Below are 16528 nucleotides of genomic sequence, written 5' to 3' on the forward strand. Positions count from 1 at the left end.
AAGGCCCCGAACACGAGGCTGAAACGTGTTGCAAATTAACCCACAATCTCTTTGCTAAGTAGAAGAAAAAGCGCATAAACTCCGCGGCCAACGGCTGTACGGGCCCGTATGCACCGATTCTGGCATAGCCTGAAGTATTTTATTGCACTGCAAGGCCCGGTGCCTCGCCCGTCGTGGGCGGGTACCGCGGTGTTTGATGCAGTCCTCGAGGGACATCGATCCTGATGAAAAAAGCGGCTTCGCTGATTTACCGAATTGTCGTAGCTCTGATCCTTGCCGGAATCGTCGCCGGCGCGCAGTACCTGATTGCAGAACGCTGGAACCGCGGCACCGAGTTTGTTGGCGCCGCCAACAGCATTCACGGATACGCCTACAGCCCCTACCAGCGCGACCAGAGTCCGCTGCAGGGCGCCTACCCGAGCGACGCCGAGATCGGGGCCGACCTCGATCTGCTCGCGCAGTCCGCCGAGCACATCCGCACCTACGGCAGTCTCGAGACCCCCGCCATCGTTCCGCTCGCGCTCGAACGCAAGCTGACCGTGATGGCCGGTGCGTGGATCGGCCCAGACGAGGAGCGCAATGCAAAGGAAGTCGACGCGGTCATCGAGTCGGCACGCAAGTACTCCCACGTCGACCGCGTCATCGTCGGCAACGAGGTCCTGCTGCGTGGCGACCTGACCGTCAAGGAACTTGCCGTCCACCTCGACAAGGCGCGCAAGGCACTGAAACGAGCCAAGAAAACCGTGTCCACCGCGGAGCCTTGGCACGTCTGGCTGAAGAACCCTGAACTAGCCGACAGCGTCGACTTCATCACCGTGCATCTGCTGCCCTACCACGAGGGGGTGCCGGTCGAGAACGCCGTCGATTACGCGCTGATGCGCTACGACGAGCTCGCTAAGCGCTTCCCCAAGAAGAAAATTGTCATCGGTGAAATCGGCTGGCCCAGCCGCGGGCCGGTCATGGACAGCCTGGGCGGCGGGGATACGAAGGGGGTCGCCTCCGCCGAGAACCAGGCGCGCTTCATTCGCGAGTTCCTCGCCCATCCACGCTCGGCGACGCTCGACTACTACATCATGGAAGCGATCGACCAGCCATGGAAGATCGAGATCGAAGGCTGGGCCGGGGCGTACTGGGGCATGTTCAATGCCGACCGCCACCAGAAATTCGCGCTCGATGGACTCGTCGTCAAGGACGTTCGCTGGCATGAGAAGGCACGCAGCGCGGGCCTGATTGCCTTACTGCCGATGTTCCTGATCGCGTTCTTCCTGCGCGACTGGAGCGTGCTCGGGCGCCTGTGGCTGGCCGGTCTGGTGCAGGCCTGCGCGACGACGCTGGTCATTGGCATCAACGTACCGGCCGACTACTACCTCACGCAGCGCGACCTCGTCGGCCTCGCGATGCTGATTGGGGCAACGGTGCTGACGATTGCAGTGTTGCTGTCGCACGGCTTCGAGTTTGGGGAGGTGCTGTTCAAGCGCAAGTGGAACCGCCGCTTCCTGCCCCTGCCCCCGCACGATGCGGACAAGGAGCCCTTCGTCTCGATCCACCTCGCCTGCTGCAACGAGCCGCCGGAGATGGTCATCGCGACCATCGACAGCCTCGCGGCCATGAAGTACCAGAATTTCGAGGTCCTCGTCCTAGACAACAATACCAAGGATGAGGCGCTGTGGAAGCCGCTGGAGAAGCGCTGTGCGGAGCTGGGGTCGCGGTTCCGCTTCTACCATCTGGACAATTGGCCGGGATTCAAGGCTGGCGCGCTGAACTTCGGTCTGCGCCAGACCGACCCGCGCGCAGAAGTCGTCGGCGTCGTCGATGCCGACTACGTCGTGTCGCCCGACTGGCTGTCGTGTCTGATCCCGCACTTCGACGACCCGGAAGTCGCCGTCGTGCAGGCGCCGCAGGCACACCGCGACTGGGAAACGCACCCCTTCCGCCGCATGTGCAACTGGGAGTTCGACGGTTTCTTCCGCATCGGCATGCACCACCGCAATGAGCGCAATGCACTGATCCAGCACGGTACGATGACCCTCGTGCGCCGTCTGGCGCTCGACGACGTCGGCGGCTGGTCGGAATGGTGTATCTGCGAGGACACCGAGCTGGGTCTGCGTCTGATCGAAAAGGGCTACGACACCCGCTACGTCGACCACATCCTCGGCCGCGGCCTCACGCCGGCGGACTTCCCTGCGATCAAGAGCCAGCGCTTCCGCTGGGCCTTCGGCGCGATGCAGATCCTCAAGCACCACCTGCCCGCGATGATCGGCCCGAGCCGGCTCAACCTTGCCCAGCGCTACCACTTCCTCACCGGTTGGTTCGCCTGGCTGGGCGATGCGCTGCAGCTCGTGTTCGCGTTCGCGAGCCTGGCATGGACCGTCGGCATCCTGTTCTACCCCAAGGCCTTCGGCCTGCCCGTGACCTCGCTGGCGATTCCCATTCTCGCTTTCATGGCGTTCAAGGCCGGCCTGGGACCGATCCTCTACCGGCGCACCATGGACGCCCCGTGGAAGGACATCCTCGGCGCCTCGATACTGTCGGTCGGACTCGCGCATGCCATCGCGCGCGGCGTATTTGCGGGGCTCGTCAAGCGGCGCGGCGAATTCGTCCGCACCCCCAAGGGCTGGAAAGACAAGGGCACTCTCGCCTTCTTCTCGCCGCTGCGCGAGGAGATCGGCCTGCTGCTCGCATTGGTGCTGGGTGGCGTCGTGCTGGTGATGCAGCGCGGTTATGACGATATCGAGGTGCAGCTGTGGGTCGGCATCCTCGCGCTGCAGTGCGTGCCCTACCTCGCCTCCATCGCCTGCCAGGTGGCGTCCTACATGCCCGAGGCCGAACCGGCGAAGCCCCTGACGACCACCCCGGGCGGCACGGCAGGGCAGGCCGGCTGAGCCCGCACAACGCTTGAACATACAGGGCACCATATGGCGCCCTTTTTTGCATCGGCTAGTGCTGCCGCCCCGGCTCGGGGCCCAAAGCTTCAGGGGATATAGGCGAGTGGGATCTCGTCGCTGGTGCGTGCCCCCGCGGTCATTTCGCGGCAAAGGCCAATGAAGGCGCGCATCCCCGGGGTGGTGAACTTCTGGCGATGCCAGAGAAAATGGAAAGAGCGCAGCAGATCCAGTTCCGGCGTATCGACAGGCACCAGGCTGCCGCGCCGAAAGGCCTCCCGCAAGGCGAGGCGCGAAATGCAGCCTATGCCCAGCCCCGACTCCACCGCCCGCTTGATCGCTTCCGTATGCTCCAGTTCGAGACGCACGTCGATGCGCCGCGCGACGTGGCGCGTCGCCTGATCGAAGGTCTCGCGCGTCCCGGACCCGATTTCGCGCAGGATCCACGCCTGCCGCGTGAGTTCATCGAGGCTCGCACGCCGCGCGCTCGCGAGCGGATGCGAAGGTGCGCAGAACACCACGAGCTCGTCTTCCAGCCACGGCACCGCCTCGAGCTCGGGATGGTGGCAGCTGCCCTCGATCATCCCCACGTCGAGTTCGAAGCCAGCGATCTGCTGGACGATGGTCGCCGTGTTGTGCACGCTCAGATGGATGCGGCTCTCTGGATGTCGTTGCAGGAAGGTCGCGACAATTAGCGTCGCGAGATAGTTGCCGATCGTGAGGGTCGCACCGACCTTCATGCTGCCAAAACCCATGCCGCCCTGGAGCAGGTCCTCGACATCCTCGGCGCGCGCCAGCAGCTCGACCGCCCGCGGCAGCAGGCGCTGACCAAGTTCATTCAGGCGCAGCGACTTGCCGACGCGATCGAACAGACGCACGCCGAACTGCCGTTCGAACTCCGCAAGGCTGCTGCTCGCGGCAGACTGCGACATCGCCAGCTGTTCGGCGGCTTTCGACACCGTACCTGCGCGCGCGGTCGCGACAAAGACTTCAAGCTGTCGGAGGGTGTGCTTCATATCGATTTTTCAGATATTGATTATTAACATTATCCACGCATCAGCTTAACGCGACTGACTAAAATCGCATCATCTGATACTGGAGCGGAGCAAGACCCGAAATGAGCAACTTGGCGACCGAGCGCATTCTGAGCGTGCACCACTGGAACGATTCCCTGTTCAGCTTCCGTACCACCCGAGATCGTGCATTGCGTTTCACGAACGGCCAATTCGTGATGATCGGGCTGGAGGTCGAAGGCCGCCCGCTAACGCGTGCATACAGCATTGCGAGCCCGAACCACGAGGAGCACCTCGAATTCTTCAGCATCAAGGTGCCCAACGGCCCTCTGACCTCGCGCCTGCAGCACCTGAAGGAAGGCGATCCCATCGTGGTCAGCAAGAAGCCCACCGGCACTCTGGTGTTGCACGACCTCAAGCCCGGCAAGCACCTCTACCTGCTGTCGACCGGCACCGGGTTGGCCCCCTTCATGAGCGTGATCCAGGATCCCGAGACCTACGAGCGGTTCGAGCGCGTCGTGCTCATCCATGGCGTGCGCACCGTGTCGGAACTGGCATATCGCGATTTCATCACCCGCGAACTGCCCCAGCACGAGTTTTTCGGCGAGTTCGTGCGCGACAAGCTCATCTATTATCCGACGGTCACGCGCGAGCCGTTCGAGAACCAAGGGCGCCTCACGGATCTCATCAACAGCGGCAAGCTTTTCCGCGATATCGGCCTTCCCGAACTGGACCCCGCCGTCGACCGCGCCATGATCTGCGGCAGTCCCGCGATGCTCAAGGATTGCTGCGATTTGCTCGACTCGCGCGGCTTCCACATCTCGAAGCACATCGGCGATCCGGGCGACTACGTGATCGAGCGCGCATTCGTGGAGAAATAAGGTGATGCAGTGACCAGATGTGCGGTACTGCATGCCGAATGACTGATCGTCAGGTCGGGGCACAACAAGCCGCATGCACAAGCGGCCGTGCAGGAGTACACTTCGATTCACTTGCAGTAAGCCGGATCGAAGCATGGAACTCCCTCGCCAGACGGTCGTGCCCTTCATGCACGCCGCCGCACGTTTGGCACTCCCGGTGCTGGCGGTGCTCATGACAATGGCGCCCGCCAAAGCCCAATCCCTCCCACCACCGGGGCACCCCTCGCCGGGCGCTGCACTGCAGCTGATCCGGCCCGGGGCGGAACAGCCCGCCACCATGCGCCGCACCGGCGTTGCACTCGACTCCATCGACGCCAATGAATACACCTACATCGAAGTGGATGAGGGCGGGAAGAGCTACTGGATCGCTACTGCCCGGATGCAGATCATGCGTGGCGACATGGTGCAGTTCGACGAGGGTGTGACGATGGCGCAGTTCTACAGCAAGTTGCTCAAGCGCACCTTCCAGTCAGTCATGTTCGTCGACGCCGTCTCGACCGCGCCCGTGAAACGATGAGCGCAGCCGTTCAGCTCGTCGAGATCCGCATGCCGAAATTCCCCGAATGCTGGGACAGCTGCGGCAATTGCCGGACAGAAGATGTGTTCGTGCAAAGCGTGCTCGTGCGTGCCGGCGAACGCATCGGCTTCGACGAACCGTTGATCGTCCTGGAGACCGGCAAGACCGCAATGGACATTCCCTCTCCACGGGCCGGCACCATCGTCGAGGTCAAGGTCGACGAGGGCGACCTGATCGACGAAGGCGACCTGATCGCACTGATCGCCGTCGGTTAATACCTCCCGCCGCTAACGCACCCGGCATGCGCGATTGCGACCGCCGAGTTTCGCCCGGTACATGGCCTCGTCGGCACGACACATCAGCTCATGCTCGTCCTTGCCATCCTCGGGATAGAGCGCGATACCAATGCTCGACGAAATGCGCACTTCGCGCCCCTCGAACATGAACGGCTTTTCGAGCGCGCTGCGGATCTTCTCCGCGACGATCTCGGCATCCGTGTCGCCGACGATTTCAGGCAGCAACACGACGAATTCATCCCCGCCACGCCGCCCGAGCGCGTCCGACGACCGGATCGAGCCCTGCATGCGCCGCACGGCTTCGCACAGCAGCATGTCACCGACATGATGCCCGAAATCGTCGTTGACCCGCTTGAAGTGGTCGAGGTCGATGAACAGCAGTGCGAACCGATGACCCGAGCGACGCGCCTGAACGAGGGCATAACCGAGCAGTTCGCCAAACATCAGCCGATTGACCGCTCCCGTGAGGATGTCGTGGGTGGCCATGTGCGCAATGCGTCGCTCCGCGTCCTTGCGCTCGGTGATGTCCGACAGCAGGGCGATTGCACCTTTCGTCTGGCCCCAGCCATCCTTAAGCGGCGCCAGCGACGCAAGAACGGTCAGCTGCCGGCCGTCGCCGCGCTTCAGTCGGACCTCGTAGTGCCTGCTCTTCCCTTCACCGAGGCGGGCGAGCATGGCTTCGCGACTTTCGCCGCCGCCATCGACCCACAGCTCGTCCAGCGTGCGGCCGATCAAACTCGACTCTTCGCGCCCAACGAGCTCGATGAACCCCGGATTGACGAACGTCAGCCTGAACTCCGCATCGGTTGCCGCGATGCCGTCATGCGCAAGGTTCACGAGCGTGCTGTATTTCGCCTCGCTGCGGCGTAGCGATTCGGTCGTCCGCGCCAGGCGGGTCGCCCGCTCGCGGGTGACGGCAAAGAACAGCGCGGTCACCACGAGCAGCACGCCGACCAGCACGACCGACACGAACTCGGCCTGACGAATGTCAGGTTCGGCATCGAAGGACGACAGTGCGTGGAGCCGGATGATCCATTCGGTCCCGCCGAGTGAAACATGCTCGGCACTGACCGGACGAGAGGCGGATTCCGGCATTCCCGCATGGCTGTCGTAGAGCAGACTTTCCGCAGCGGTGGCGCGGTCGAACACTTGCAGACGTATCTGGCCCGGATGCTGGTCCAGCATCTGGCGCATCAGGCTGGTCATGCGAAAAGGCATGTAGACCCATCCCCGAAGCGCCGCCCAGCGCTCGGCCTCGCTTGCGATCGGCATCCCGTCCGCGAACAACGGCATGTAGAGCAATACCCCCGCCTGCACATCCGATTCCGTTTCCTGAACGAGAATCGTCTTCCCGCTCAGTGCGGCGTCGCCGGACTGAACGGCCCGGTCCATCGCCTCGCGCCTGATCGGCTCGGAATACATGTCGTATCCGATCGCGCGGGCATTGCGCCAGTCGGCGGGCTCCAGCACGACAATGCTGCTCAGCAATGCCCTCTGCCCCTCAGGCCATACCCGATAGTCGTCGCCCGCAAATTCGCGCATGGCCCGCAAGTGTGCCTCGAGCTGCCCCGGCTGGATCCATTGCGCGAACCCGATCCCCTGGACCCCTGGAAACTCTTCCTGGAAGGACAGCCGCTGCAGGTAGGTCCGCCATGCAAGAAAATCAAAATCGTCGCGCGACCTCATGAACGCCTGGCCGCCGCGCAACAACATGCGATAGGACTGAAACCGCTCCCGAACCGTCAGGACGACTTCCGCGGAATGGCTCGCCAGGTGCGCATTCAGCTGTTCGTCATGCCGTTGCCCGAGATGGCGCCAGACGACGGCGGCTGCACCGATCGCACAGGCGAGAGCCACTGCGATGAATACCCCCCCCAGCGGCGACCAGGTGCGCGCCGATGCGGTATCGGCGCCCTGAACTTCGGCATCGTGCATTTCGCGATCCATCGGACTCGGAGCGGGCAGAGGCGCCCATGCGGCCACCATGTAACAAAATGATAATGAACACCTAGGCCTTCGACGCGGGATTCCTTCTCACTTCGGCGACAGCGCAAGCGGTGGCGGGCTTGAGGTATCCTTTGCGCACTTCATCATATCGGTTCGACCGAAACAAAAAAGCGACCCAATGGCCCAATACGTAATGTCGATGCTCCGAGTGAGCAAAGTGGTGCCGCCCAAGCGGCAGATCATCAAGGATATTTCGCTGTCGTTCTTCCCCGGCGCCAAGATCGGCCTGCTCGGCCTGAACGGCTCCGGCAAGTCGACGGTGCTGCGCATCATGGCGGGCGCCGACAAGGAATACGAAGGCGAGGTCCAACACCTCGCGGGCATCCGCATCGGCTACCTGCCGCAGGAACCGCAGCTCGACCCCATCAAGACGGTCAAGGAAGAGGTCGAATCCGGCCTGGGCGAGATCGTCGAGGCGCGCACGAAGCTCGAGGAGATCTATGCCGCCTACGCCGAGCCGGACGCGGACTTCGACAAGCTCGCCGAGGAACAGGCGAAGTACGAGAACATCCTCGCCACCGCCGGCTCCGACATCGAGAACCAGATGGAGATCGCCGCCGATGCGCTTCGCCTGCCTGCGTGGGATGCGATCGTCGGTAATCTCTCCGGCGGCGAGAAGCGCCGCGTGGCGCTGTGCAAACTGCTCCTCTCCAGGCCCGACATGCTGCTGCTGGACGAGCCGACCAACCACCTCGACGCGGAGTCCGTTGAGTGGCTGGAGCAGTTCCTGACGCGCTTCCCCGGCACCGTCGTCGCCGTCACGCACGATCGCTACTTCCTCGACAACGCCGCCGAGTGGATCCTGGAACTCGACCGCGGCCACGGCATCCCGTGGAAGGGCAACTACTCTTCCTGGCTGGAGCAGAAGGAAGAGCGCCTGGAACAGGAGCAGAAGCAGATCGACGCGCACATGAAGGCGATGAAGACCGAACTGGAGTGGGCGCGTTCGAATCCCAAGGCCCGCCAGGCGAAATCCAAGGCCCGCCTCGCACGCTACGAGGAAATGGCCACCGTCGAGTACCAGAAGCGCAACGAGACGCAGGAAATCTTCATCCCGCCCGGCGAGCGCCTCGGCGACAAGGTCATCGAGTTCAACGGCGTGACCAAGGCCTTCGGCGACAAGCTGCTGATGGACAAAGTCAGCTTCAGCATCCCGCCCGGCGCAATCGTCGGCGTGATCGGCCCCAACGGCGCCGGCAAGTCGACCCTCTTCAAGATGATCGAAGGCCGCGACCAGCCCGATGCGGGTGAAATCACGATAGGCTCCACCGTGAAGCTTGCGGCGGTAGATCAGTCACGCGAAGGACTCGCGAACGACAAGACGGTGTTCGAGGCGATCTCGGACGGCGCGGACGTGCTGACCGTCGGCCGCTTCGAGATGCCGAGCCGGGCGTACATCGGCCGCTTCAACTTCAAGGGCGGCGACCAGCAGAAGCTCGTCGGCAACCTCTCCGGCGGTGAGCGCGGCCGCCTGCACCTGGCCAAGACACTGATTTCGGGCGGCAACGTGCTGCTCCTCGACGAACCGTCCAACGATCTCGACGTCGAAACGCTGCGCGCACTGGAAGACGCGCTGCTCGAGTTCGCCGGTTGTGCGCTGATCATCAGCCACGATCGCTGGTTCCTCGATCGCATCTGCACGCACATCCTCGCGGCGGAAGGCGACTCGCAGTGGACCTTCTTCGCGGGCAACTATCAGGAGTACGAGGAAGACAAGAAGAAGCGGTTGGGTGAAGAAGGCGCGAAGCCGAAGCGCATCCGCTACAAGCCAATCACCCGCTGAAAGCCACGACCGGGCGGCGATCGCGTCTTGCGCTATCCTCGATGAAGCGGTCGTCGCCCCAACCGACAGGAGAATGTCCATGTACAAGAGCCTCCAGCGAATCCTCGCGGTGAGTGCAGCGCTGTTCGCCCTTGCGCCGGCCGCCCCGGTGCTGGCGGATGCCCCCATGGTGAAGACCCAGGCTCCGGGCTACTACCGGACCATGGTCGGCCAGTTCGAAGTCACCGCGCTGTATGACGGTGCGATCGAACTCGACACCAAATTGCTCAAGAACGCCGAACCGGAAGACCTCAACCGGATGCTGGCGCGCGGTTTCGTCGGCAACCCGAAGATGCAGACTGCGGTGAATGCCTACCTGGTCAACACCGGGGGCAACCTGATCCTGGTTGACGCCGGTGCGGCGAAGCTCTTCGGCCCCGCGCTCGGCTTCGTCGTCGACAACCTCAGAGCCGCCGGCTACGAGCCCGCGCAGGTCGACACCATCATCCTGACGCACATGCACCCCGACCACATTGGCGGCCTTGGCGATCCGGCGGCTCCGCCCGTCTTCCCGAATGCCAACGTGTACGTGTCCGTGCTCGACAACGACTTCTGGCTGTCACCGGAAGCGGCCGCAGCAGCCAAGCCCGAGATGCAGGATTTCTTCCGCATGGCCCGCGACATCGCCGCGCCCTACCAGGCACGGGGCAAGTGGCGCACCTTCGCCGACGGCACCGAGATCGCAACCGGCGTGCGCGCGGTCAAGGCCCACGGCCACACGCCGGGGCACAGCGCGATCTCCATCGAGTCGTCGGGCCAAAAGTTGCTGATCTGGGGCGACATCGTGCACTCGCACGCGGTCCAGTTCGCGCTGCCGGGCGTCTCGATCGAGTTCGACTTCGACCAGACCCAGGCGATCGCGACCCGTCGCAGCCTCATGTATTCGCTGGCCGCAAGCAAGACCCTGGTTGCGGGCATGCACCTGCCCTTCCCTGGCATCGGCCACGTGCGCGCCGACGGCAAGGGCGTCTATGCGTGGGTGCCGATCGAGTATTCACCGCTCCCCAAGCCGGCGCAGTGATCAGCGCTCCGACCAGAAACGCTCCATCAGCGGCTTGACGCTGATCCCGTGGCACAGGATCGACAGGGTGACGACGATCAGTGTCATGTGGATCAGCTCGAGCGCCAGCTTTTCCGGCAGGCCGTGCTGGATGGCGTACATCAGGTAATACAGGGAGCCGATCCCGCGCACCCCGAACCAGCCGGCGAGTGCCTTGGCATTCCAGAGCGTACGCGTTCCCGCCAACCCGACGAACACGCTCACGGGACGGGCGACGAGGAACAGGAACAGCGCCAGTGACACGGCACGCCAGCTCCACGAATCAACGAACAGGGTCCCGCCGATCAGCAGGATGAGCACGACCTCCGACAGGCGCTCGAGGTGCTCCTTGAACACCAGCGAGCCCTCGCTGACCGTCGCCGCGGGGGTGTCTTCGTCGCGCTCTGGGCTGTCGTAAGCCAGCAGCCGCTCCGGCACGTCCGGCCCGGCCCCGGCGAGCTTGCGCTCGGTCTGACGCAGCGCGACCGCTGCGAAGAACACAGCGAGGAAGCCCCACGCATTGATCAGCAGGCTGAGGCCATACACCAACGCGATCAGGCCCAAGCCCAGGAAATCGTCGAGCAGGCCGTGCTCGGAGCGGCGGCTGCGCAGTCGGTGCGCAAGATGGGCGAGGCTCGAGCCGGCAGCCGCACCGAGCGCTATCCCGGCAGCGGTGGCCCACACGACATCGACCAGCAGCCACCGGGTGCCCATCTCCCCCAGTTCGTGCAGGCCGAGCAGGCCGAGACCGAGCATCACGAAGGGAAACGCGCTCCCGTCATTCATCCCTGCTTCGCAGGTTAGCGTGAAGCGCAGGCGATCGCGATCGCCCGGATGGCGGATCTGCACCTCGGTCGCCAGCACCGGATCGGTCGGCGCGACGATTGCGCCGAGCAGGATCGCCGCGCCAAGCGACAGCCCCAGCACGTAATGGGCGAAGACGGCCACCAGGCCAACCGTGATGGCCATCGAAACGAACGCGAGCAGCACCGGCGTGCGCCACCTCGCCATGCTAAAGGGAACGGGCATCTTGACGCCCGCCGCATACAAGGAGATCAGCGCCGCCGCCTCGGTGAGGATCTCAAGGAGCCCCGATTCCTTGAGCGGATTGAAGTGAAAGAGGCTCAGCACGGTCGGCCCGACCAGCATGCCGACCGCGAGGTAGATGATCGCGCTGGTGACCGGCAAGCGCTTGAGGGCCGAGGAAGTCAGACCCATCGCGAGCAAAAGGCTGCCCACCAGCAGGAACCACTGTGCGTTAGTCATCGCGCAATCCGTGAATGCGGAAAGGAGCGGGAGGCAACCCTTTCCCCGGTGTCAAAAGCTTCCGCTTCCCGGCCGGCAGGAAACGATGCCGGCGATGAAGGCCGACGCGGCAACGCACCGCACACCGCACGAAGACCGGCTTCGCACGGACTGCGATCACACCGTATGGTGCCCAAGAAGGGACTCGAACCCCCACGCCTCGCGGCGCCAGAACCTAAATCTGGTGCGTCTACCAATTCCGCCACTTGGGCCCCGCCGTACCCGCAGAGCGGGCTGCCGCCATTGCAGCGGCGGGCGCATTATACACGGCCTCACATCCGCAGGCGTTCGGTGTAGCCCGTCATCTCAAGGTAACCTCGCCCGATCTCGCGGCCCGAGTCGAAGAGCCGTACCGCGCCTTCCCAATACACCGCGCCGGTCGAGCGTCGGCTGTCGAGTTCCTGGTCGTCCATCAGCGGGCGCAGCTCGAGGCGGCGGCCGTCGATGTCGATGGTCCATTCGACCGCATACTCGGCGCCGGTGCGTGGCGAGCGCCAGCGCCGCTGCGGCGTGAATGCCACCTGCCCGGACCGCAGGACACGGGTTTCTCCGTCGGCCGCATGCAACGTGCCGGCCGACCACATTGATTCACCGCGCTCGTCGCGCATGCGGAAGGCCATCAGCGAACGGCCGTCGTGCAGGTTGATGCCGATCCAGTCCCAGCCTCGCGCTCCCTCGGGCAGCAGTTCGCTGGACCACTCGTGGTCCAGCCAGGCCCGGCCAGTCACCGGCACCGTGCTGCCATCCACGCGCAGCGAGCCGCTGACCGCAAGCTGTGGGCGGCTGTAGTAATGGCTGGCGTGCTTCGGATCGGGCGCCTTCTGGCTGAAACCGTTGTCGCCATTGAGCACGGGAGGACCGGACGGGTCGAAACGCAGGTCGAAGGCGAAAGACTCCGCATCGACGCGGCTGCGATAGTGATCCTGCGTCCATGCGAGCTGCCAGTCGCGGATCCATACCCGCGTCTCGCCGGGATCGGCACCGGCAAGCGGTTCCAGTGCGCGTTCGCTGCGTTCGGCGTGACGCAATCGCCCCGCGGCGGGGTCGGCGATTGCCGCGTGCGCGAGCACGAGCTGGCGCGGCGCGAAGCGGCTCGGATTGTCCTCGCCTATGCCGGTGCGGACGCGGAAGAAAGTGACCTGGAAGCCGCGCTCGACACCTCGTTCGTCGGTGATCCAGCCGGTGACATACCACCACTCGGTCCGGTAGTCGGGATGTGCGCCGCCATCCGACGGAAAACGCAGCACCGCTCCGGGTAGCACGGGCGGGAAGTCAGGCGCGGCGTCCGCTACCGAGGCGGCCAGCGCTCCGCACAAGGCGAACGCGAGCAAATGCGGGATGCGCCGCCAGCCCATCACCAGTCCTCCCGCACAGCCAGCACTGCGGAACCGCGCATCGCCTGATGGCCGGAAACGCGCGCGGCGAGCCCCGCAAGGGCGATCACGGTGGCGGCAAATACCAGCAAGCCGCCGATTGGAAGGTTCAAGTCCATGCTCCAGTGGAAACTCTGGCGATTGACGACCTCGATCAGGACCACTGCAACCGCGGCGCCCGCCGCCAGGCCGAGAGAGGTGCCTGCCGCAGCCGTGAGCACACCCTCGAGCGTGATCAGCCGGCCGACCTCGCTGCGCGTCATTCCAAGATGCCGCAGCATGCCGAATTCCTTGCGCCGTACGATCGCCAGCACGGCGAAACTGGTGCTGACGCCGAACAGTCCGATGAGCACGGCGACCGCCTCCATCGCGTAGGTAACGAGGAAGGTGCGATCGAAGATCGCGAGACTGCGCGCGCGGATCTCTCCGGGGCTCGCGATCCGCACGGTGTTCTCGCCGACGATGTCGCGAACCGCGGCTGCGACCGTATCGAAGGATGCGCCCTCGGCAAGAATGACGCCGACGTCGTTCGCGACGAGGTCGCCGGTGACCGCACGGTAGTCCGCCAGTTCGATCGCGACCGCGCCTTGTTGCCGGGCGTAATCGCGCCACACCCCGGCGATGCGGAAAGCCACCGGTTTCCCGCCCAGCGGCAGGACCAGGGCGTCGCCGGCCGCGAGCGCGAAGAGGTCGGCCATCGCCTCCGATACCCACGCCGGCCTCTCCCCTGCGGGAATGGGCGTCGCCGGGCCGACCAAGGGAAGCAGTCGACCGCCGTCCACCGGACGCGCGATCAGGGACACCGGGAAACGCTCGTCGTCCAGCCGCAGCGTGTCGAAGCGCAGCGGCATCGTTCGCGACACGCCCGCAAGGGTCGCAATCCGCTCCAGTATCGCCGGCTCGAGGAAGCCGCTGGTTCCCAATGGGGAGGCGCTCACGTAGAGATCGGCGGGCAACACGGCGGTGAGCCAGCGATCGACCGAATCGCGGAAGGAGGCAACCATGATTGCCATGGCGACCGCGAGCGCGACGCTCGCCACCACCCCGGCGCCAGCGACGACGCCCTGCCCGGGCGCGGCCGCGAGGCGTGCGTTCGCCAGTCTCCAGAGGGGCCGGCGCAGGCGGGATGCGATGCGCGCGAAGCCCTGCACGAGGATCGGCAGCACCAGCACGGCACCAACCAGGATGAGGGCGACGGCAAGGTAGCCGAATACCGGCACCCCGCCGAGCGGCGGCAACAGGCACAGCGCCGCAGCGCCCGCGAGGCAGGCGGATGCGCCAAGCGGATGCGCGCGGAAGCGGAACATTACAGCTTCGTCACCGGACTTGAGCGCACGTGCGGGGATCATGCGCCGCGCCTCGCGCGCCGGCAGCCACGCCCCCGCCAGTCCGGCGAGGACGCCGAGGATAAGATAAGCGCCGCTTGCCACCGGGTCGAAGCGCAGCGCTGGGCTTACCGCTTTGAAGTAGCCTGCGCCGAGATCCCCGCCCGCGACGTCGAAAGCGATGGCGGCGATCCCATGCCCGAGGGCAATCCCGAGCAGGCCACCCGCGAGCCCGACGACGGCGCCTTCGACGAGCAATCCGCGCATCAGCGCAGCGCGGTCCATTCCCAACGCGCGCAGGAAGGCGAATTCCTTGCGACGGCGAGCCACGGCAAGGAACTGGGTGGAAAAGACGAGGAAACCGCCGGTGACGAGGGCGATCGTGGCCAGCATCGTGAGATTCACGCGGTAGGCGCGCGAGAGGCCTGCCGCCAGTTCCTCGGCGGCACGCGGGGTGAGCACTTCGACGCCCGGGGGCAGGTCGGCCGCAAGCGCATCGCGCGCCGCTGGAATGTCGATACCGTCCTTCAGGCTGAGGTCGATGCGCGTGATGCGCCCCACCCGGCCGAAGAGCTGCTGGGCCGCAGCGATATCCATGACGGCCAGCGCCCTGCCCTGCCCCGCGCCGGGGACCGCACCAGCCACTCGCAGCGACACGACTCGCGCGGCAGCGACGACATCCAACCGATCGCCGGGCGCAACACCGAGCTCGGCCTGGGCGGCAGGGCTCAGGAAAAGCGCGTCGTGCTGCAGCACGTCGAGCGCCGCGCCTTCGCGCCGCGCCTCATCGGATTGCGGCATCAGGGCCGGATGGACGTGCGCAACACGCAGGGCATCGATGCCGTAGAGGGCGAGCGAGCGCTCGTGCGACGGCAGGCGGACCTCGAGCTCCACAACGGGACTGGCATCGGACACCTCTTCGCGCATCGCGAGGCGGCTGTAAAGCACATCATCGAAGCCCTCGCGCGATCCGGCTACCTGCAGGTCCGCCTCGCCGGCAAGCAGGCGCATGCCACGACCGAATTCTTCGAGTGCCGCAGCGTGGATGATCTGCACAGCCAGGCCGAGGGCGACGCCCAGGGCGATCGCAAACAGCGATAGTGCCGTTGCGAGACGGCGACGCGCGAGGCTGCCGATGAAGACCCGGCCGAGCACCTGGCTCACGTGAGTTCGCCGCTCGGCACGAGACCGCCCGCGCTGAGGCGCAGAATACGATCGGCACGCAAGGCCGCGGCATGCGAATGCGTCACCAGGATACCCATCGCCCCCGCGTCGCGAATGCATTCCAGCAGCAGGTCCAGCACGCTCGCCGCGCGCCCGGGATCGAGGTTGCCGGTCGGCTCGTCGGCGAGCACCAGCGACGGTCGATGGACCAGCGCGCGGGCAATCGCCACGCGTTGCAGTTCTCCACCGGAAAGCTCACGCGGCCAGTCTCGGGCACGGTCGAGGAGTCCGACCCGCTCCAGCATCGCACGGGCGCGCCGGTCGGCTTCGACGCCCTCGACGTCGAGCAGCCACAGCGGCAGGGCGACGTTCTGGGCCACATCGAGGTGCGGGAGGATGTGGAAGGCCTGAAAAACAAAGCCGAAGCGCCGCCGGCGCAATCCGGCCAGGGCGTCGTCGTCCAGCCCGACGAGCTCGGTTCCGTCGAGACGGATGCTCCCGCCATCGACGGCCTCCAGCCCGGCCATGCAGTTGAGCAGGGTCGATTTGCCGACCCCGGACTCGCCCATCACTGCCACGCACTCGCCGCGCTGCACGCGCAGCGACAGCCCCTCGAACAGCACGCGCGCGCCAGCGGCCCCGAGTCCCTTCCTCAAATCGTCGATTTCCAGCATCCCGACCGCTCCCCCCTGCCCGTGGTTCAGCCAGACAGCGCCTGCACCATCACAATGCAAATCCCGAAGTCCTATGATGGGCACATCCGGGATTGACTCGACACGGCATAAATGGAAAGCTGTCCCATTTGAACAGCACAGTATATCCGGCGCGCATGACGCGGACGAAAATCACCCAGGCCGCAAGCCCG

At 65.2% G+C, this 16528-nt stretch carries 12 protein-coding genes and 1 tRNA gene; 6 read left to right on the forward strand and 7 right to left on the reverse strand.

The features are described from left to right. Positions 1-224 precede the first annotated feature (224 nt). Positions 225-2882 carry a glycosyltransferase family 2 protein gene (locus tag ToN1_RS04030; protein WP_169206632.1) on the forward strand — a complete coding sequence of 886 codons (2658 nt, stop codon included), beginning with the start codon at positions 225-227 and terminating at the stop codon, positions 2880-2882. 89 nt (positions 2883-2971) lie between these two features. Here ToN1_RS04030 and ToN1_RS04035 read toward each other — a convergent pair whose 3' ends face one another. Continuing rightward, positions 2972-3898, reverse strand: a complete 927-nt coding sequence (locus ToN1_RS04035; protein WP_169206633.1) for a LysR family transcriptional regulator — start codon at positions 3896-3898, stop codon at positions 2972-2974. A gap of 101 nt (positions 3899-3999) precedes the next feature. Here ToN1_RS04035 and ToN1_RS04040 point away from each other — a divergent pair, with 101 nt between their 5' ends. The 3 genes from ToN1_RS04040 to ToN1_RS04050 all read left to right on the forward strand — a co-directional run bounded on the left by ToN1_RS04040 (position 4000) and on the right by ToN1_RS04050 (position 5607). Continuing rightward, on the forward strand, positions 4000-4776 hold the full coding sequence (locus tag ToN1_RS04040; RefSeq protein ID WP_169206634.1) for a ferredoxin--NADP reductase: 777 nt from the start codon (positions 4000-4002) through the stop codon (positions 4774-4776). A 133-nt stretch (positions 4777-4909) separates the two neighbouring features. After that, complete coding sequence (locus tag ToN1_RS04045) at positions 4910-5332, forward strand: hypothetical protein (protein ID WP_169206635.1); 423 nt, start codon at positions 4910-4912, stop codon at positions 5330-5332. Next, complete coding sequence (locus ToN1_RS04050) at positions 5329-5607, forward strand: biotin/lipoyl-containing protein (RefSeq protein WP_169206636.1); 279 nt, start codon at positions 5329-5331, stop codon at positions 5605-5607. The genes ToN1_RS04045 and ToN1_RS04050 overlap by 4 nt, the downstream gene beginning before the upstream one ends. A gap of 12 nt (positions 5608-5619) precedes the next feature. On the opposite strand, the gene ToN1_RS04055 is transcribed toward ToN1_RS04050, so the two are convergent. After that, positions 5620-7563: a CHASE domain-containing protein gene (locus tag ToN1_RS04055; RefSeq protein ID WP_169206637.1), complete on the reverse strand. Its 1944-nt coding sequence runs from the start codon at positions 7561-7563 to the stop codon at positions 5620-5622. Positions 7564-7753: 190 nt separating this feature from the next. Between ToN1_RS04055 and ettA the strand changes: the two genes are divergently transcribed. Both ettA and ToN1_RS04065 read left to right on the forward strand, forming a co-directional pair. Further along, complete coding sequence (gene ettA / locus ToN1_RS04060) at positions 7754-9418, forward strand: energy-dependent translational throttle protein EttA (protein ID WP_169206638.1); 1665 nt, start codon at positions 7754-7756, stop codon at positions 9416-9418. A gap of 79 nt (positions 9419-9497) precedes the next feature. Next, positions 9498-10478: an MBL fold metallo-hydrolase gene (locus tag ToN1_RS04065; protein WP_169206639.1), complete on the forward strand. Its 981-nt coding sequence runs from the start codon at positions 9498-9500 to the stop codon at positions 10476-10478. Here ToN1_RS04065 and ToN1_RS04070 read toward each other — a convergent pair whose 3' ends face one another. The 5 genes from ToN1_RS04070 to ToN1_RS04090 all read right to left on the reverse strand — a co-directional run bounded on the left by ToN1_RS04070 (position 10479) and on the right by ToN1_RS04090 (position 16337). Next, a complete protein-coding gene (locus ToN1_RS04070; RefSeq protein WP_169206640.1) occupies positions 10479-11762 on the reverse strand; it encodes a cation:proton antiporter in 1284 nt (427 codons plus the stop codon). A 166-nt stretch (positions 11763-11928) separates the two neighbouring features. Beyond that, a tRNA-Leu gene (locus ToN1_RS04075) sits at positions 11929-12013 on the reverse strand. A 60-nt stretch (positions 12014-12073) separates the two neighbouring features. Continuing rightward, on the reverse strand, positions 12074-13156 hold the full coding sequence (locus ToN1_RS04080) for a lipocalin-like domain-containing protein (RefSeq protein WP_169206641.1): 1083 nt from the start codon (positions 13154-13156) through the stop codon (positions 12074-12076). Then, positions 13156-15663 carry an ABC transporter permease gene (locus ToN1_RS04085; protein ID WP_169206592.1) on the reverse strand — a complete coding sequence of 836 codons (2508 nt, stop codon included), beginning with the start codon at positions 15661-15663 and terminating at the stop codon, positions 13156-13158. Before ToN1_RS04085 ends, ToN1_RS04080 begins: the two co-directional genes overlap by 1 nt. After that, on the reverse strand, positions 15660-16337 hold the full coding sequence (locus ToN1_RS04090) for an ABC transporter ATP-binding protein (protein WP_169206642.1): 678 nt from the start codon (positions 16335-16337) through the stop codon (positions 15660-15662). Before ToN1_RS04090 ends, ToN1_RS04085 begins: the two co-directional genes overlap by 4 nt. Positions 16338-16528 lie beyond the last annotated feature (191 nt).

The organism is Aromatoleum petrolei (assembly GCF_017894385.1).
Classification (GTDB): Bacteria; Pseudomonadota; Gammaproteobacteria; order Burkholderiales; family Rhodocyclaceae; genus Aromatoleum; species Aromatoleum petrolei.